Source organism: Sulfitobacter sp. AS92, assembly GCF_038900015.1.
GTDB lineage: Bacteria > Pseudomonadota > Alphaproteobacteria > Rhodobacterales > Rhodobacteraceae > Sulfitobacter.
In genome coordinates, this window is the sequence record NZ_JBBMQL010000003.1 from 1 (window position 1) to 17,688 (window position 17,688).

At 57.1% G+C, this 17,688-nt stretch carries 20 protein-coding genes and 2 pseudogenes; 11 read left to right on the forward strand and 11 right to left on the reverse strand.

All coding sequences use genetic code 11. The features are described from left to right. Together WNY61_RS06125 and WNY61_RS06130 are read left to right on the forward strand one after the other, a co-directional pair. A partial coding sequence (locus tag WNY61_RS06125) for a hypothetical protein (protein ID WP_342850582.1) occupies positions 1 to 200 on the forward strand: 200 nt, incomplete at its 5' end. A 140-nt stretch (positions 201 to 340) separates the two neighbouring features. Beyond that, positions 341 to 940, forward strand: coding sequence for a sigma-70 family RNA polymerase sigma factor (locus WNY61_RS06130; RefSeq protein ID WP_342850583.1), 600 nt, complete (start codon positions 341 to 343; stop codon positions 938 to 940). Positions 941 to 1,296: 356 nt separating this feature from the next. Here WNY61_RS06130 and WNY61_RS06135 read toward each other — a convergent pair whose 3' ends face one another. Further along, positions 1,297 to 1,971 carry a hypothetical protein gene (locus tag WNY61_RS06135; protein ID WP_342850584.1) on the reverse strand — a complete coding sequence of 225 codons (675 nt, stop codon included), beginning with the start codon at positions 1,969 to 1,971 and terminating at the stop codon, positions 1,297 to 1,299. Between the two features lie 252 nt (positions 1,972 to 2,223). On the opposite strand from WNY61_RS06135, the gene WNY61_RS06140 reads away from it, so the two are divergent. From WNY61_RS06140 to WNY61_RS06175, 8 genes are all read left to right on the forward strand, one after another. Beyond that, positions 2,224 to 2,766: a cytochrome P460 family protein gene (locus WNY61_RS06140; RefSeq protein WP_342850585.1), complete on the forward strand. Its 543-nt coding sequence runs from the start codon at positions 2,224 to 2,226 to the stop codon at positions 2,764 to 2,766. A gap of 106 nt (positions 2,767 to 2,872) precedes the next feature. Beyond that, on the forward strand, positions 2,873 to 3,694 hold the full coding sequence (locus WNY61_RS06145; protein WP_342850586.1) for a lipo-like protein: 822 nt from the start codon (positions 2,873 to 2,875) through the stop codon (positions 3,692 to 3,694). Between the two features lie 504 nt (positions 3,695 to 4,198). Further along, entirely contained in the window at positions 4,199 to 4,489 is a 291-nt protein-coding gene (locus tag WNY61_RS06150; RefSeq protein ID WP_342850587.1) for a hypothetical protein, read from the forward strand. Positions 4,490 to 4,828: 339 nt separating this feature from the next. Further along, positions 4,829 to 4,984, forward strand: a complete 156-nt coding sequence (locus WNY61_RS06155) for a hypothetical protein (protein ID WP_342850588.1) — start codon at positions 4,829 to 4,831, stop codon at positions 4,982 to 4,984. 219 nt (positions 4,985 to 5,203) lie between these two features. Next, positions 5,204 to 5,857: a cysteine hydrolase gene (locus WNY61_RS06160; protein ID WP_342850589.1), complete on the forward strand. Its 654-nt coding sequence runs from the start codon at positions 5,204 to 5,206 to the stop codon at positions 5,855 to 5,857. A gap of 186 nt (positions 5,858 to 6,043) precedes the next feature. Continuing rightward, positions 6,044 to 6,478, forward strand: a complete 435-nt coding sequence (locus WNY61_RS06165; protein ID WP_342850590.1) for a DUF6789 family protein — start codon at positions 6,044 to 6,046, stop codon at positions 6,476 to 6,478. A 42-nt stretch (positions 6,479 to 6,520) separates the two neighbouring features. Next, on the forward strand, positions 6,521 to 7,279 hold the full coding sequence (locus WNY61_RS06170; protein WP_342850591.1) for an NAD(P)H-dependent oxidoreductase: 759 nt from the start codon (positions 6,521 to 6,523) through the stop codon (positions 7,277 to 7,279). Positions 7,280 to 7,320: 41 nt separating this feature from the next. Beyond that, entirely contained in the window at positions 7,321 to 8,526 is a 1,206-nt protein-coding gene (locus tag WNY61_RS06175; protein WP_342850592.1) for a cation:proton antiporter, read from the forward strand. 147 nt (positions 8,527 to 8,673) lie between these two features. Here WNY61_RS06175 and WNY61_RS06180 read toward each other — a convergent pair. The 3 genes and pseudogenes from WNY61_RS06180 to WNY61_RS06190 all read right to left on the reverse strand — a co-directional run. Continuing rightward, positions 8,674 to 8,829, reverse strand: a pseudogene (locus WNY61_RS06180) (IS21 family transposase); the annotation flags it as partial. A 344-nt stretch (positions 8,830 to 9,173) separates the two neighbouring features. After that, entirely contained in the window at positions 9,174 to 10,394 is a 1,221-nt protein-coding gene (locus WNY61_RS06185) for an FAD-dependent oxidoreductase (RefSeq protein WP_342850593.1), read from the reverse strand. A gap of 265 nt (positions 10,395 to 10,659) precedes the next feature. After that, entirely contained in the window at positions 10,660 to 11,178 is a 519-nt protein-coding gene (locus WNY61_RS06190) for a hypothetical protein (RefSeq protein WP_342850594.1), read from the reverse strand. 169 nt (positions 11,179 to 11,347) lie between these two features. Between WNY61_RS06190 and WNY61_RS06195 the strand changes: the two genes are divergently transcribed. After that, complete coding sequence (locus WNY61_RS06195) at positions 11,348 to 11,803, forward strand: polymer-forming cytoskeletal protein (protein ID WP_342850595.1); 456 nt, start codon at positions 11,348 to 11,350, stop codon at positions 11,801 to 11,803. 167 nt (positions 11,804 to 11,970) lie between these two features. On the opposite strand, the pseudogene WNY61_RS06200 reads toward WNY61_RS06195, so the two are convergent. The 7 genes and pseudogenes from WNY61_RS06200 to WNY61_RS06230 form a co-directional block, all read right to left on the reverse strand. Beyond that, positions 11,971 to 12,481: pseudogene (locus WNY61_RS06200) on the reverse strand (tyrosine-type recombinase/integrase). Between the two features lie 297 nt (positions 12,482 to 12,778). Beyond that, positions 12,779 to 13,309 (reverse strand): ricin-type beta-trefoil lectin domain protein, encoded by a 531-nt coding sequence (locus tag WNY61_RS06205; protein ID WP_342850596.1) that lies wholly within the window; start codon positions 13,307 to 13,309, stop codon positions 12,779 to 12,781. Positions 13,310 to 13,358: 49 nt separating this feature from the next. Beyond that, a complete protein-coding gene (locus WNY61_RS06210) occupies positions 13,359 to 14,303 on the reverse strand; it encodes a YHYH protein (RefSeq protein ID WP_342850597.1) in 945 nt (314 codons plus the stop codon). Positions 14,304 to 14,306: 3 nt separating this feature from the next. Then, positions 14,307 to 14,948 carry a PEBP family protein gene (locus tag WNY61_RS06215; protein WP_342850598.1) on the reverse strand — a complete coding sequence of 214 codons (642 nt, stop codon included), beginning with the start codon at positions 14,946 to 14,948 and terminating at the stop codon, positions 14,307 to 14,309. A gap of 145 nt (positions 14,949 to 15,093) precedes the next feature. Next, positions 15,094 to 16,077 carry a YHYH protein gene (locus WNY61_RS06220; protein WP_342850599.1) on the reverse strand — a complete coding sequence of 328 codons (984 nt, stop codon included), beginning with the start codon at positions 16,075 to 16,077 and terminating at the stop codon, positions 15,094 to 15,096. A gap of 26 nt (positions 16,078 to 16,103) precedes the next feature. Beyond that, a complete protein-coding gene (locus tag WNY61_RS06225) occupies positions 16,104 to 17,261 on the reverse strand; it encodes a YHYH protein (RefSeq protein WP_342850600.1) in 1,158 nt (385 codons plus the stop codon). Beyond that, on the reverse strand, positions 17,258 to 17,662 hold the full coding sequence (locus WNY61_RS06230; protein ID WP_342850601.1) for a MarR family winged helix-turn-helix transcriptional regulator: 405 nt from the start codon (positions 17,660 to 17,662) through the stop codon (positions 17,258 to 17,260). The genes WNY61_RS06225 and WNY61_RS06230 overlap by 4 nt, the downstream gene beginning before the upstream one ends. Positions 17,663 to 17,688 lie beyond the last annotated feature (26 nt).

Genomic DNA, 17,688 nt, shown 5'->3' on the forward strand with positions numbered 1-17,688 from the left:
TCCCAAGAATGCTGCACGACGAACGAATGGCCGCTGTGGTGAAGCTGCACCGCAGCGCTCAGCCACGAGGCGAACGGCAGCTCTGGGCCGGGCGCTGCCTTCAACAAGGGCGGTTAGCAGCCCTTTGCTGCTTGCGCGAGCCATTTTCCCAGGATGCTGAACGCGGACGTTCCACGGGACAGAATTACGGCAATTTCTAAAGAACGACAGTCCAACTAATAGCCCGGACACAAGCTTGAGGGAGGACTGCGTTCACGATCCCTTGTTTTCGGTTCATCATACTGGACTTGCAAAATGCCTGGTCTGCATATGGGACGGGAGAACCAATTAGGGGGATCAGATGCCCACGGCTGGTGCGACGGAGGCAGATCTTGTTCGACGGCTTGCCCTCGGTGAGCGCTCCGCGTTCGAGCAAATCTATACCCAACACAACGCGTCCCTGATCCGTGTCGCAACCGGCATCGTCCATAGCCGCGCGACTGCCGAAGAGGTCACTCAGGAAACCTGGCTTGCGGTCCTAAGAAGCATTTCGGGGTTTGAAGGACGTTCGTCGCTGGCCAGTTGGATCTTCTCAATCCTGATCAACAAATCTCGGAGTCGAGCCAAGCGCGAAGGGCGCATCGTTTCGTTCGAGGGGCCGGGCGAGGATGACACCCTTGCGGCGGCCTTTGACGGGCGGGGGCGGTGGAGGGACATGCCCGAACTATGGGAAACCTTGACCCCTGAACGCATTCTGCAAGGGCGTCGCGTCATGGAACACGTAGACACTGCGATTGAGGCCCTACCGTCCGGCCAGCGTGCGGTCATCATTCTTCGCGCGCAACATGGGTTGGCGGCGCAGGAGGTATGCGGCCTGCTTGGCATTACCGAAAGCAACATGCGCGTTCTGCTCCATCGGGCGCGTTTAGGTGTGCGTGCCGCACTGGATGGCTTGATGTGAGCCAACGCCGAGCAAAGATTTTTTGCAGTTTACCTGTAACGCTTTGAGCGGTCGTTTGTCCTCTTCATGCAAGTCCAATGGAAAGGAGACCATCAGTTGTTGACGTGCAAGGAAGTGGCAATACGTACCAGCGCCCTAATCGATAGAGATTTGACCGTCTGGCAGCGCCTTCAAATGAAGCTGCACCTATCCATGTGCAAAGGCTGCGCCGCGTTTGTCGTCCAGTTAAGGACGACCCGAGATTTAACCGAACGAGTTTGCGCGGCGCCTGCGCTGAGGGGGACCAACGAGACCCATATCAATTCAATTCTTTCCCAATTTCACGGGGAAGCCTCACAAAAGAACGGCTGATCCGTTCAAGGTAGTAAACTCAGTCCGAACCCCCAGACTGCCAGCGGCACGGGCAAAACCGCCAAAGCGAGGGTCAGGGCGACACCGAACGGTCGGAAGAGGCGGCTGAGCCCTGCAAGAAATAGGATGCCGCCTCCGCCTCCGATGACCGCATTGCCGGGCAGATTGATGAGCGCCGCGAGGAATAGATACCGATACCGCGATATGACAGGTCGCAACCACCTCGGCGCACGCTCACAGAGCATCGAGACCTGCTCTTCGCGGGTCATCTGATGCATTCTATCAAGCAGGTCTGAGGCGCGACGCAATCGCAGATCATCGAAAATTCTGCGGAGCCGTCCATAGGGCATCCATTCGCCTGCGCTATAGGCGATGAAAAGCCCTGCAATCGACGCCAGATAGATCCAAGGCGCGATCCACGATCCGAGAGCCGCAAACATCATTAGACCGATCTCGATCCCCGGCACGAAGGGGATAGCGATTAACAGCGCATAGACCAGCAAGACGCCGACCAGCATGCTGATCTGCACCCCAGGATGGATCTCGGCCGTCCGGGCAAGGAACCAGTCGACCAGTAAGTGAATGCCAAAAACCAACAGTACCAAGAGGATCAGGCGCAGGCCCAACCAAACCAACCGCACGCGTCGGCTGGCCGGGGGGAGGTCGGAGGGCCTACCCATTTTGCTTCAAGGTGACGTGGCAATCGGTAGGTTTGGTATAGGTCATACGCCGCACGGGTGATCTCCCTCTTTGCTATCATTTTGGGCCGCAATCCGGTCAGCGAAGGCAAACACTGTCCTATCGGGAAAGCCTGCCGTTGAACGAGGAGGATTGGCGTTTGTCTCCCTGTCCTCACGGAATGGTGTAGCCCCATGGTGAAACGTTCGGTCTGTTCAGGTGTGACCCATCTACGACAACAAGGAGAATGACAAATGAAACGATCAATGATGATCGGCACGTTGGTTCTGTCTTTGACTGCTACGGGGACGGTCGCGCAGGGCATGCCTTTCGGCTCAGAAGAAGATGTGGACTTCGCTGCCCAAATTTGGACTTACCTGGAAGAAAGTAAACTCGCTGGGCCGGGCATGATCCGTGCCACACCCTATGAGGGCACTGATCCACATGGCATGATGCTTGAGACCTTCTACACTACCGCAGAGATCGACGGCCACGAGGGCGACCTCATCGTAAAACGGAACTTTGGCCCCGAAGGGGTCACTGAAGACGAAGTTCTGCGCAACCCGGAAGAGCACTTGGCTGCCTATACAGTCATGTTCCGTCGCACCGCAGGCTATGACCCCGAGAACGCAGATTGGTACTGGGTTAAATACCTGCCCGATGGCGCACTCGATCAAACCCCTGATGGTGTTGCGATGGCCGGGCAGGTGGCTAAGGGAATGGATGAGGGCTGTATCGCCTGCCACCAGTCGGCAGGGGAGGATATGGTTTTTACTTCCGACCACCACGCTGACTGAGCCATTGCTTCCCAGCAGTGGACAGGGGGTCCTGCGTCTGACCGGCGCGGGGCGCTCTTTCTCATAGGGATGAGAGCCAACCCCCACCTGTAACCGGAGAACCTTGATGCCATTCATGCTGAAAGATCGCTGCGACAGGTTGCTCAGCCGGGTTGGACGACGCATGGCGCGGGCTTTGAACCGGCCGAGCGTCGGCTATGCTCCTTTTACTCCGTCTGATTTCAAAACCCTGTGCCAATTTTTGCGTCCTGGGGATGTGCTGCTGGTGGAAGGGCAGGAACGCGTTTCAAATGCAATCAAGTATCTGACACAATCCACTTGGTCTCATGCGGCGATGTACATCGGGGACAGCCTTGATACCCCTTCCGATGACGCGGAATCCCATCGGCTGATTGAGGTCAATCTCGGCGAAGTATGTGTCACTGCGCCGATATCGAAATACGCGCGCTTCAATACCCGAATTTGCCGTCCCGTTGGTCTGACACCGCAGGAGTGCCGCGCGGTTACCGATTTTATGAAAGCGCGTGTGGGGATGAAGTACGACTTGCGCCACATCTTTGATCTCTTGCGCTACTTCTTTCCGACCCCGCCAGTTCCGGTTAGGTGGCGCAGACGCTTGCTGGCGTTCGGGTCGGGTGACCCGACGCGGGCCATCTGTTCGTCGCTGATCGCGCAGGCGTTTCAATCCGTCCGCTATCCGATCTTGCCCGACGCGCGCACCATAAAGGCGCGCCAAGGATCGCGGTTCGCCCACAAGGAGGTCCTGCATATCCGGCACCACTCGCTATTTGCACCGCGAGATTTCGACCTATCCCCCTATTTCCAGATCGTCAAACCACGCCTGAACGAGGGGTTTGATCCTCACCTTTTAAAATGGTCCGATGATGCGGGTTCGTCTGCGCAGGCTGACGCGGCTCCGGCAGCTTAAGCGAACGGGGGCTACGCGCAGATGGGCCGAGCAATCCATATTGGCTAATCTTTCATCAGCCGCATCTTCAGTAAATCACGCCAAACATTTCACGCGGAAAACGCCCATTTTGTCGACCGACTGACACCCTCTTCACTGTAACAAAATACACGTACAAGAGGCTTGCGCGGCGCTGTGGCCGGTCACGATTACGCGACAAAATCCATATCGGCTTGGAAGTGCGGATTGCACGAAATGGTTGGCGCTAAAGGTGCTTCAAATTTGCGGTTAAGATATTGAATAATAATAAAATAATGAGATCAGGCTGAATTGTTACACTCTCATCTCTTCCGGTCTCGGAGCGACACGGACCGGTGAGCCAAGTTGCTTTGTCAGAAGCCGTATCAGGCCTTAATCTTAGATGTATAGCAACCAAAGTTCTCCGTTATTCCCGCTCACGATCAGCCTACTATTGCCAAACGGAATTGCAGCGAGAACTCAGGTCAAACCTTGAAAGGAAACGACATGAAACACTTCATCACAACCGCTGCCGTCACACTCATCGCCACCGTTGGCTTTGCAGGCAACTCTACCCGTTACGAAGACCTCCGCCTTGATACCTCCGTTACTGCCAGCGTGGTCCATGCCGAAGGCGCCGGCGCTACTCGACCCGATAGCCGCCACGGCGACCTACGTCTCGAAACCTTTGCGCGGGGCAATTACCCAACGCCCAACCTCTCCACCCGCAGCGCAGTCAGCAGCAATGGCGAAGGTTTCGCCTACGGCGGCTTTGGCGAGGGCAACGACTCGCGCTGACCTATCTCCCAGCTTCAGCGCGATACCCAAAGGGTCCGGGCCGAAAGGTGCGGACCCTTCTGTCGACCGACTGCTGAGAGCCAAGAAGGATTATGATGCTATAACCATGGTCATAGAATATGATGTGACAACCATCGCAACCGCGTTCGACATTGATCTAAGTGATTTCTTCGAACTGACTTAGCGAATTTCACTTTGATAATTAGGTCGGCCATTTTCTACATCTGATTTCGGAACCTCACAGATTTTTGTGTTCATCGTGAATAGTGCATTGGAACATGGTCACAGTTGTATCGTTGGTTAATCGCGTGACTTAGAATAATAGCGAGGAAAATATCAGTGAAATTTCCAATGAGCAAAATCTCAAAAAATGCCCGTGCAGCAATTTTAAGAAGCGCCAAACATTACGGCGGTTTTGCCGCTTTGCGCAGTGGCTGTCGCAATCTGGATCGTGAGAACGATTACCGTGAAGCTCGACGCAAGGTTGCAGGCTAATTCACGGGTGAAGACACATCATATCCCAATGTAAGTATCATTAGGGGTTAAGGTTCTGGGCCGCTAAGATATTCCAAGCCGTGCGGAGCGCAAAGCAAACATCGGCGCTCGTTTTCTTGCCATTTCGGAAACGTTTACAAGACTTCAATCCGCCTCATCGCGCGTGCCCTTTCGGTTCCACTGCCATGAAAACATCAGGTTCAAAAGAAAGGCCTTCTTATGAAAATCGACAAAAAAAACGCCGCCTTAGTTGTGATAGACCCACAGAATGATTTTCTTTCTGAAACGGGCGTTGCATGGGATTTAGTCGGCAAAAGCGTCCAAGAAAACGGAACCGTCGAGCACCTTGGTCAATTGCTTGAAGTTGCAAGGGCAAACAGCTTTCTAATATTCATTTCGCCACACTACTATTACCCTTTTGACCATAAGTGGGAGTTTGGTGGAGCGCTTGAGGAGAAAATGCACGAAATCGGTATGTTTGATAGAAAGGGGCCTCTTTCAGTCGAAGATTTAGACGGCTCTGGTGCCGATTGGGTTGAGCAATACAAGCCCGTTATTGATCATGCAGATACGGTGATGGTGAGCCCCCACAAAGTTTACGGACCGCAGAGCAACGATCTGGTTTTACAACTTCGCAAACGTGGCATTGACACTGTGATACTCGCCGGGATGTCGGCAAACCTATGTGTCGAGTCTCACCTGCGAGAACTGCTCGAGCAAGGCTTTAAAGTCCTCGTAGTCAGTGATGCAACTGCCGCAACACAGCACCCGGATATGGGTGATGGATATGAAGCAGCCATGACTAATTTTCGCTATATAGCCAACGGTGTCAAAACTACCGCCGAGATTATCGAAACAATGAAACATGGTTAAATGGTGCGGTGCCCCATCGCTTGATGGAGCGCTTGCTGATCGCGCAGACCGGGGTTTCGACTATCCGTTACGGTAGGTTCGACGCCCCACACGCATCCTGATCGACACAAAACAAGATCGGAGATGCGTGGTGAGGGCGATGGATCCGATCTGTGCGTAAAGACGACCGATGTAAGGGACAGAATAATGACAAATCTTAAAAGCGGCTTCGTGGCCGGTTTCGCAGCAACTGTAGTACTTTCGGTGCTGATGGTTGCAAAAGGAATGATGGGTGTGATGCCCGAGCTTGATGTAGCAGCGATGCTCGCCTCGATGGTGGGAGCTCAAATTATAGTAGGTTGGACCGTCCATTTCATGATCGGTACGCTGGCTTGGGGGGGCGGGTTCACTGTTCTCTATAACGCAATTCCCGGCAATAGCGCGGCTATCAAAGGTATCGCATTTGGTATCGCTGCTTGGCTGGGCATGATGATCGTGGTCATGCCCATGACTGGTGCAGGTCTGTTTGGCATGAACTTTGGCATCATGGCACCGATCATGACGCTGGTATTGCATGTCATCTTCGGGGCCGTCCTTGGGAAGGTCTATGCGGCTCTCCCCGCGACAGGGCAGGCTGCCTGAACTCAAACCAGTTTCAGATTAAATTAAAGAAATATCTCTAACATGACCTTGAACGATATCCAGTCAAAGCTGTGCGATGATAACCAGACCGACTTTTCGGACCTAAAGGCAGTCGTCTTCAACACAAGTCTGAAACGCGAAGAAGCGAAATCGCATACCAAGCTGCTTCTCTCTGTTGCGGGCGATATCATGTCGCGCAACGGGGTCAGCGTGGATCATATCCACGCGGCCTCGCACCAAATCGCCTACGGTGTTTATCCGGACATGACCGAGCATGGCTGGGACAGGGACGACTGGCCCACACTTTGGGAAAAAGTCGCCGCTGCAGACATCCTGATCATCGGAACACCGATCTGGTTAGGCGAGGAGAGCTCCCTTTGTCGTGTGCTGATTGAGCGCCTTTACGGTATGTCGGGGATGCTGAACGATAAGGGCCAAAGCATCTTCTACGGCAAAACCGGTAGTGCGGTCATTACCGGCAACGGGGATGGAATCAAGCACTGCGCTATGTCGATCCTCTATGCGCTTGGCCATCTGGGGTATATGATCCCGCCGCAAGCTGACTGTGGCTGGATCGGTGAGGCTGGACCCGGCGCCTCGTATGGCGATGAAATCGAAGGCGGCCCTGCAGGCTTCGACAACGATTTCACACAGCGAAATGCCACGATCATGACGTGGAACCTTATGCACACGGCGCGCATGCTGAAAGATACAGGCGGGTTGCCTAATCACGGCAACGACCGTAACGCCTGGAAGGCAGGCTGCCGTTTCGATTACGAAAATCCCGAGCACAGGGTATGAGTCTGCCTGTGTTGGACACTCACAAAAAGCAGTCGCGCTGATTGGAACAGCTACCGCTCCTCTTTATTGCCGTTTTCCTCATGGCATTCTGCCTGCTGGGCAGATGGTTTGCCCGAACAATTGTCACGGCCCCAATGCTTGCACTGGGGTTCGGGGCGTTTTTGGCCTGGGGAGGGCTTGTCCCTGAACAAATTTCCAAGGCGCACTTGCATGGGCTGGCCGAGATCGCGCTGGTCATTTTGCTTTTCTTGGATGCCGCCCGTATTGATATTCAAAGCCTGCTTAAGCGCCATCGCTGGCCATTACGGACCCTACTTCTCGGCATGCCGCTGGCCTTCTTAGGGGGCACCGCAGTGATTTGGCTGCTCTTTCCTGAATGGCCACTCGCCGTTGCCGCATTGATTGGGGCAATTCTTGTTCCGACCGATGCGGCCCTTGGCCAACCGGTCGTGACAAACGAAGACGTTCCAGAACGCCAGCGTCGGGCAATCACCATCGAAAGCGGGCTTAACGACGGGATCGCCTTGCCGATGATCTTAATGTTGGCGGCGCTAAGCGCTTCGACAGCTTCGGCACCCTTCGGTGGTTGGGTATATTACGCCGTATTGCAGGTGACGCTCGGTCCGTTGGTCGGTGCTGGACTGGGTGCGTTGGGGGGGATCGGGTTGCTTGCGGCGCAAGAGCGCGACCTGACATCGCCATTGTATGAAGGGATCGCTACACTGTCGCTTGCCGCCGCGGCCTATTTCGCAGCGACTGCAGTAGGCGGTAACGGGTTCATCTCCGCGTTTGCAGCGGGTATCGGGTTCGCCTGCATTGTCAGGGACCGCTGCCAGTTCGTGTATGACTTTAGCGAGAGCGAGGGCCAGCTACTTTCTTGGGCGGCGTTCTTAGGCATCGGAGCGTTGCTCGTGCCCGATGCTATCGCCAGCCTCAACTTTCCGATGGCTGCCGCCATAGCTCTCAGCCTTGTCGTCGTTCGACCTCTGGCCATTTGGATATCTCTCATCGGTTCGGATGCAGATCTGTTTACCAGATTGTTTATCGGTTGGTTTGGCCCGCGCGGATTGGCTACTGCGCTTTTTGCGTTACTGGTGGTTGAAAAATTCGCACCTGAGCTTGGGGGACTCGTTCTTCATTTAGCTATCAACACAGTTTGGATCAGTGCCTTGCTGCACGGTGTCACGGCAGTAACGCTGGCCAAAGCCTTCGCCGCGCACCAGAGGATGAAGACGTCGCAGCGGTAGGGTTGCGTAAAAATATGATTTTTGCCGAGGCGATCACGCCGCGCCTTTTCTACAGTAAGAATCTTGAGCAGGCTTATCTAACGTAGCTCAGCCAGTCCCGAATGGGTTTGCGAAAATCGAAGCCATTATCGAGAGCAGGTTAACCCCATTTGGCCGCGTAGCCGTGCGGAGGTTGGGTTCTTCGATATCAGCCCGAAGATACTTCCTGATGGTATTGCGAGACAGCCGAGTACGCCGTGAAATCTCGCGAACGGGCATCTTGTCCCTTAAAGCTAATAGCCGAATTACGCTCAAAAATCCCATGTCTATTACTTCAATAACCTTCGACAAATCTAACCTCTATCTTGTCATCTTTTAGTGACCGCCATCAGTCCGGCAAGACTCAGCGCTGTCGCAAGACAACTGAACGAACGACTTCGAATAACATTGAGTTACCAAGCCCCAGCAGAACGGTTTAATGCATGTGATGTGTCGATCCGTCGAAACCACCACGCATATCGGTCATACGATCCGCGCGAACGCTGCGCGAAGGACCAAAGACCGGTTCGGTGACGCTGCGCTGCAAAGCGAACCACTTCCATAAAGGTACGGAAAGGGCCGAACTTACACTCCCCGCCTTCCGATCTTGTTTGAAGGCGATTCACCGCTCAACGATAGAGTTCCGGATTTAGGCGCTCTGGTCGTAATCCCAATCCGACGATCCGGCCAGGCAGGTTTCGGAGCAACGGCACGCGTGTCATCATCCGCAATAGAAATGGTGCGCGAAAATCCGACCCGCTGCGCAGTGCCTTCAGAAGAACGCGATTCTGGATCAGGACTTGCAGCCGCTGGGTTGCGCGCGTTGGCCATTCGCGACGGCGCTGGACTGCTGCCAGCTCGTCCCCTAACGGCGTGCCGCGCCGCAACGGCGTCGCCAGAACGTTGGCTGAGGCCACCGCATCCTGCACCGCGAGGTTCACGCCGACGCCGCCCACCGGCGACATGGCATGAGCCGCATCGCCAATGCAAAGCAGCCCAGGCCGCCACCAGGTCTCCAACCGGTTCACCTGCACACTTAGGATTTTCACCTGCTCCCAGCTCTCCAATTCATGGACGCGATCGGCCTCGAACGGAGCAACTTTTGCCAGCTCCGCGCAGAATGCTCTGATTCCCGCTGTCTTCTTCTTCTCGAAGCCACCCTTGGGAATGACGTAGGCGCATTGCCAATAATCACCACGATTGATCATGATGAATATTTGACCGGCGTCGAAGCGGCCCTGCGTTTCATCCGTATCGGAATCGAGGCGCGACAGCCGGAACCAGAGCACGTCGATCGGTGCGCCGAGATCTCTCACCGTCAGGCCCGCGTCCGCCCGGAAGCGCGACCCACGCCCGTCGGCCGCGACCGTCAACGGCGCCTTGATATCGATCATGCCCTCGCGTGTCTCGGCACGGACGCCCGTTACGTTCCCGTCCTCGGTCAACAAGGCGCGGCCCTCGGCGCCCATGCACAGGCGGAAGCAGGGATATTCCTTCGCCTTCTCCGCCAGAAAGCACAGGAAGTCCCATTGCGGCATCATCGCGATGAAAGGGGCATGAACCGGCAGGCCGGAGAAATCTGCAATCTTCACCCGGTCCGGCCCGACTTGCCCGAAGAGCTTCGGCACCCGCTGATGAGGCAGGTCCAGGAATTCGGGCAGAAGGCCGAGATCGTGCATCAGCTCCATGGTCGATGGGTGAATCGTGTCGCCGCGGAAGTCGCGCAGGAAATCGCCATGTTTTTCGAGGACGACAACGTCGATGCCGGCGCGGGCCAATAGGAAACCGAGCGTTAGTCCGGCCGGTCCGCCGCCCACGATGCAACACTGCGCCGAAATCTCTTCCGCCATAGGTCGTGTCTCCTCAGATCAAGATAGTGCGTAGAGTATCGCACGATCTGACCGTCCCGACCACGTCCGGCCGTCACAGCAGCGGCGTGACAGCGCGGGTCGACGAGCTACGTCCGCCGGGCCGACCTGATTATCAACGCGCGATGGCGGCCGAGGTTTAACCCGCTAAGCGCCCACCTTTGGAAGCGCAGCGAATGATTGCTCCCGTGATTGATCTGTCGCAAGTGACATCGTGTTAAACGTCGGCTTTGGGCCGATCAGGCAGCTAATTTTGTCTTCTTTCAAGAAATTGGTAGGCGTCAAGAATGGTTGCTGTCAGTCCGTCAAAGAAGTGCGGTGAGGCGACATCGATCAAACCCGTGGGCGTGCTCTGTGATTTCGCTCCCCCTTCTTCGTCCTGCGTGTCTACCAACATCGCACTCTTGTTGTTTAGCAGCTCGCGGTGGCTCGCGCCCCGGCCGTGCTTCAAAACATTGATCGCTAAATAGTACTGGTGAAGTCGATCGGCGAGGTCGGCATGGCCAGCCGCCAAAAGCGCAGCCTCTACTTTACGTGACAGCGGGCCGCGTTTGAAATGGCGCTGCATCCGTGCTTCAAATACGGCAAAAATATCCACTGCAACCAATGTAATCGCATCCGTTTCAGATGCGATTTCTTTGATTTGTGCGTCCGACAGGGTTTGGCCTTCGGAACGTTTCAAAATTTCTGACATCCGGTCCAGGGACGTCTTCGCCGTGCTCTGCGCTGTGTGAACCAGTTCCGTTAGGGGCTGTGAGCTTGCCATTGTTTGTCCTTCTAAGAGTTTCTCTCCCAATACGCTAAAAGCCCCCCGATGGTAGGGACAATTGGGGTTAAGCGGCAACGCTACATCCGCATTCGGAAAGCCGCATCGCGGCGCCGACTGCGTTGATCGATGGCAGCCAAGGGGCGTACCCGCGCATGACCAGGCCCCCGTGACAAGCCAACGCTGCATCACATACGCGCTTGGTAACTTCCTGCGCTTGCACTCGCTCGAGACCACCTTCTACGACGGTGTTCAAATCCCGGTTTTCATTCTATGGTCGCCAATCTTTCATCCAAGGGGTTTCAATGTGCCGAGCTCAATTATTGAAGAAGATCTGATCATCGAAGGTAACATCAGATCAAGCGAGGGCAGTGTCGACATCAAAGGTCGCGTGATTGGGGATGTCAGCGTTGAGATGATTACTATTCAGTTGAGCGGCTCAGTTGACGGGGCAATGTCGGCAAGAAAGATCGTCGTTGTAGGCAGCCACACCGGCAGTTTGAAGTGCGACGATCTAAAGCTTGCATCGACCTCACGGGTTCAGGCTGATGTCGTGGCCAAGGTGATGGCAACAGAAAGCGGCGCCAAAGTTAGAGGCAAGATCGATATCACAGGGCGCCAATAGGACAATTCCAGTATCGCTACGCGGCAAAGTCACATTTAGGCTTTTGCAGCTAAATCACCTTAAATGCGGCGCGAAGCGCGAGTGACCGCTTCCGCAACGCTGCGATGCAGATTCCGATCGGTCGACGAGAGTCCGCAATGGGCCGTCCGTGAAGACGGCCCAGTCGTTTAAATTTCGATAGCTTCGGCGATAGCCAGCGCATCTTCAAGTTCAACGCCGAGGTATCTAACAGTGCTGTCCATCTTGGTATGCCCCAACAGAAGTTGGACCGTCCGCGGGTTGCCCGTCTTCTTGTAGATCTGCGTGACCTTTGTGCGCCGCATGCGCTGACTTCCAGGCCAATGGGTTTCACCCATTCTCGCACAATCCGCGCGTACTGCCGGGTCGGGAAATGGAGCCGTTCGTGAAAACGCCCAGGCCAAAGGTGTTCAGACCCGATCATGAGCGGCTCCCGCATCCACCGCGCCAGTGATGCATGGGTGCCTTCAGAGATTTCAAAGCGCACAGGCTTCTGGGTCTTGCTCTGCAGCACCGATGCGCGCTCCTTAATCTGACCTGAAGCCATGACATCGACCACCTTCATTTTTACTAGATCGCAGCCGCGCAGCTTGCTATCGATTGCAAGATTGAAAAGGGCCAGATCACGATAGTTCTCGGCCAGTTCGACCGCACCCTTATTGCCCAGACGTGTTTGGGCTAGAGTGGCCGTTTCTGGCAGACGATCCGGCCTTTGTTCCAAGCTGGGCCCAGTGCGCGGATGGCGGGTAAGTTTGGCGTTCCCATGATAGATCCTCCGATCCACCACACCCTTCCACACCGACAACCCGACGTTGACAGGGCATCATATCATATGATGCTGCGTTGCATCCGAGGTCGGCACTGAGCCAAGAGTCATCGATGCTGCACGATGTCCGAATGTCTGCTATCGTCGGTGGCTGTAAAGACACCGCTCGAGTAACCTATGCCTATGCCGACTTAGTCGGCGGTGCGGTTGCCCCAGCTTTGATAGTTCGCCGCGTCGTCGGAACACTCCTCCAGCGTCAACTCTTTGATCTGGTTGGTATCACTACGGCCCGGGCGTGTGTTTTCGCCCAGCGTCAGGCACATGCCGGGTGCTGCGGCCAGCGAGATCGTTCCTTTTCCGGTGAAGATGAAGTTCTGCGCGTCCGATCCGTCGCAGTCCATGAGATCTATTTCAGCACCCGTGTCCATAGATGCGGCCTGCGCGCAGACGGCGAACTCTGGCATGTAAAGAACACCATCAGCGAACTCTTCTGAATCGAAAGCCTGATCGACGTAAATCTCGCCCGAGGGGCTGTAGCACCTGTGGCCCTGAAGTCCGTCGGCGGGATCGGCTTGATCGCCTTGTGCACCAGAAATGTCTACGCAATATCCATCCTGCGTATTGTCGAGGATGTCGGTCGCATAGATTTCGACATTTTCGGCGAAGGCACCGGTGGCTGTAAGCGTCAGCACTGCAACGGTAGATGTGATGATTGTGGTCATTGGCCATTTCCCTTTGTTTGGGACTGGCTCGTCGCTCGTGCATGGGGCGTTAGCGGCAGTATTCGCCCTTTTGCAGTGATCCATTATTGGTGACGGTGCGTTTCTCGAAGGCATAGCAGTCAGACGTCTCAGTCGGGGCGTAACGAATGTAGAAATCCTCTCCCCGGTAAGTGTAGATCATGTTCCCGCCACTGTTCGGATCTTGTGTGTAGACCAGGTTTTCCACGCCGCCTTGGGGCGGCCTTCCCGGCGCAGCACCTGTCCCATCAGACGCTTCGAGGGGCTTTACGCGGGGTAATCTGTCGAAATCAGGGACGTCGCCCATCAGGCATTGTATGATATACGGCGGACCTTCCGATGTATGATAGCGGTAGCCGAATATGTCGTCCGGCTGTCCGTTGCAGACACTCAAGTCGCCCGCCGCGATCGTGCTGCCATCGGGGATGTCGTCACCGTAGATCGGGAAGCCATCGAAGGCCCAGCCGATGATCGGGTTCGCCTCCCTGTTGGGCATCTGCTCGATCATGCAGGTGGGCTTTACGTGGTAATGATAGTCATCCCCACGCCCCGCATGTCCGCCGCACATGTCGAGCTGTCCGGTCTGCAACGTGTCGTGCTGCGTCTGATGGTGGGCAAGATCGGCCTCTGTCATCTCACCGCCCCCGGTGTAGTCGTAGATCGGAACGCCGTTCACCGCGACGCCAAGCGCTGCATCGCGGGTGAGGGGCGTGGCGTCCAGCGTCGGCGACAGGATAACAGGTGCGTCGTATTCGGCAGGAACGGGCACCTGTTCATTCGTGCCGGTGATCCCGGTCATCAGCTCGTGGTCAGGATATGTGTCAGACGTGATCGTCGCGTGGGTGTCAGAACAGGTCACCGACACGCTGTCGGAGAATCCGGCCTCTGAAACCGAAGTCTCGACCTCCGCACAATGATCCTCGTGAGCGCCAGCCGGAGTTGATGCAAGTGCCATAAGTAAGACGAGATACCTCATGGCCTACTCCACCGTCAGACGGCACAGGACCGTGTTGCTTTGCTCAAGGTCCGGCCCCCAGATCAGTTCGGCATCCTCTGCCCAGGTGATTTCGTCGTAGCCCATTTTCGGGTCGACCTGACCTTCGGTGTAAACGGATGCCTGCGGCCAGTCGGACGCATCGAAACCGGCGGCATCCCAGCCGTCAGGTTCCTTCGATGTCTCAAATCCGCAGCCCCCTTCACCCGCGACGGGGTTCGCCTCGTCTTCGCAGGACTTGTCGAGCGGGGCTGTGTGGATCACCTGACATTGCCAACCGGAATCGCTGACGGCGACAGTGGTGCCAGCGGCATCCCTGATCTGCACGATCACGCCGCCGTCGCCCATCTGCTGACGGTTGGTGCCGATGTATTCGAGGCCGGTGTCGTTCTCCTTGAAGTCCATGGCGACGAGGCCGATGACGAAGGGGCGCTCGGCCTCGAAAGTGAAGCTCTCGGCGTTGAAGGATCGCTCGGTCGTGATCGGCACGCTATCTTCCGCGACTTGCACCCCGTCGATGCGCATCTCGAACCAGTTGTCGGCCCAAACGTCGGCGGAGAAGGTTTCCGCTGCGAGCGCCGCGGGAAGTAGACTTGCGAGGGCCAATGCGGGGATAAGGTGTTTCATCTTGTATCCTTTCAGGATCAATCGGTCGGTTCGGAAAGTGGCCTGGGGATCTCGGCCGGAGCGACGTCGAAGATGTCGAGCGTGTCGAACCCGTCTCCTGTTGAAGTTGGGATCGCCATAGGGTGATCCTCGGGTTTGATTTCGGTTACGGTCGCCCCCTTCGGACCGAAGCGTCGCAGGTGCCGTCCGCATCATCCAGCGTGCAGCCTGTCTGCGCGGTCAGGCAGCCGAGGATCGCGTTCGATCCGGCCTCGCCCGCGTGATAGCGATACGTGCCATCCTCGCCGACGCGGCCATTGCAGGCGTCGAGGTTGTCGGGTTGGGAGCCGTCCGCCATGAGATGCGGATAAATGAGGTGACCATCCATCGCGATGCCGATGGGTGCGCTGTCCTCGCCTGCTTCGGCAGCACCCGGCGCCGCATCAAGGCAATTGGTCACTGCGTGATAGTGATAGCCGACATGCGGATTCACATGTCCGCCGCAATCGTCGAATGGTGCGATGGTATAGGCCCCGAGGATCGCATCGACCGGCGCGGGGCCGTCCAGCCGCACGCCGTTGTATGCGACGCCCGAGCCGTTCTCCCCGGTGCGCGCAACCTCGTCCGCCGCGACCGGCTCGAAGGGGATCACATAGGTCAAGACCGCCTCTTTGGGGAGCGTTTCGGGCAGGCACTGGACGCAGTAGTTCTGGTAGGCCGGGTCCACGTCGGGCCGGGCCGCCGCCTGACATTCCTCCAGCGTGCCGGTGTAGCGGATGTCGCCCGATGCCTCGTCAAAGAGTTGCCAGTTGGTGTCGCCATAAATGTCGGCAAGACGGGTGATGAAGTCGCCGTCAACATCCACGGCCTCCCCGTCAAGAAACCAAATACCACCCGCCTCCGCCCCTTGCGACACGTGGGTCGGGCACCACGGGCCGGGGGTGTAGCTCTGCGGATTGGCGGCCAGAGTGATCGAGAAACACGTCGTCTGTGCGCCGCCGGACAGGGTGCAGTCCACGACTTCGGGACCGGCCCGCACGTCCGCCACCGAGAAGAACTCCGCGATGTGAGCGAGGCGGTCGTCGGTCTGAGCGACTGCGGTTGTGACGCTGAATGCGAGCAGGAACGCGGTGAGGGTCATCGTCTTCATGTCGTGATCCGATCTGGCAAATTGGGTTACTGGTTGGGTGGCGGCGGCAACGCGGCACGTAAGGACGCTTCGCTGACGCCCAGTGTTGCGGCGGCGGCGGCAAGGTCGGGTTGCTGACCCGGACCGCCGAGCGCTTCCATCAGCGCCTGCGGTTCGACACCCAGCTCAGCTGCGGCTTCTTCAAATCCCGGAGACATCCCGCCGGGGCCACCTCCTTCGGGGCGCGGCGCCTCGTTGCGGCCGTCTTCCCCGGCGCGTTGCGCACCGACCCCGGCGGTCGCGGTCGTGGTGAAGTTGTCCTGTGCCTGCATGCCGACAAGACAGGGCGGCAGGTTCGGAAAATCCGCGCTGGCGTGGTAGTGATAGGCGCCATCTTCACCGATATGACCGTTGCATTGGTCGAGCCCGACCGGTTGCAATCCATCCGCCTCAAGGCTGCCGAAAAGAGCGAAACCGTCGAAAGCGTAGCCAAATTGAGCCCTGGCATCCTGTTCCAGAGCGCAGTCCGCATCGACACCCTCGGCTAGAAACGTCGTCGTCATGTCCGTGGACGTCGCGTGCCAGTGATACCAGCCACCGGGGTCGATGTGTCCGCCGCAGGTATCCAACGCAGGCATGTGGCCCGTGACCTGAACTTCCGGCGCATCCGAAAAAATCGGCACCCCGTCGAGCGCCACGCCGACCTTGCCCACGGTGCCAAGCTGCGTCGGCGCGTCGGCCATAACCGGCTCGACCGGCAAAAGCATCGTGATCTCGACGCTTTCGTCAACCGACACGTTTATGCAGGCGTGATCGACCGTGGGCCGCTCGGTTGCGTTGTCGACGGAATAGACGTTCCCGTCGTCGTCGAAAAAGCGATAGCCCAGCCCGTCGAGCATCCTCAGGAAGTTGCCGTCGATGCGATAGAGCCCGGAATTCTCCCCGGTCCAATCCCAGATGCCACCCGCATCATCGAGCGTGGCCGGGCAGAACGGTCCGGTCTCCAGCCCGTCCGGGAGGTAGCCGACCGTGATCTGGTGGCATTGCGTTTCGGTGCCGTCTTCCAGCGTGCAGTCCACAATTTCCGGAGCTTGAAGGAAGGCGGATTGCACGAACGCGTCAGTGTCCGGATGCGCAAGAACCAGGCCTGCAAGTGCAAGATAGGCACAAGCGGCAAGCGGCAGGTTTCGAAGTGCGGGGTTCATGTCGTTTCCTTTCGGATAGTCGAGGTGTTTGCGCCGGGGGCGCGACCGCCGAGGCTGTCGCGGAGAGCTCGTGTCAAACGCGCCAGCGTTTCGGTTTCAGTCGGCCCGATCTGTTCAGCGATCAACGCATCCATGTCGCGCCAAGCGGCGTGGATGTCCGACAACAAGGCGCGTCCGCGTTCGGTCAGGCGCAGGACGTTGCTGCGCGCCTCGTCAGGATGGGCTTCGCGTGAGATGAACCCCGCCTCGATCAGCCGGACGGTCATCGTGCTCATGCTGGCAGGGGTGACGTCGAACGCCCGTGCGAGCGCGGCCTGCGACGCAGATTCCTTTTCAGAGAGAGCCTGGATGATCCGAGCCTGTCTTGGCCTGATACCGATTTCGGCGAGGCGCTCGCGCAATCGCTCCTCCACAAGGGAGGCCGAAT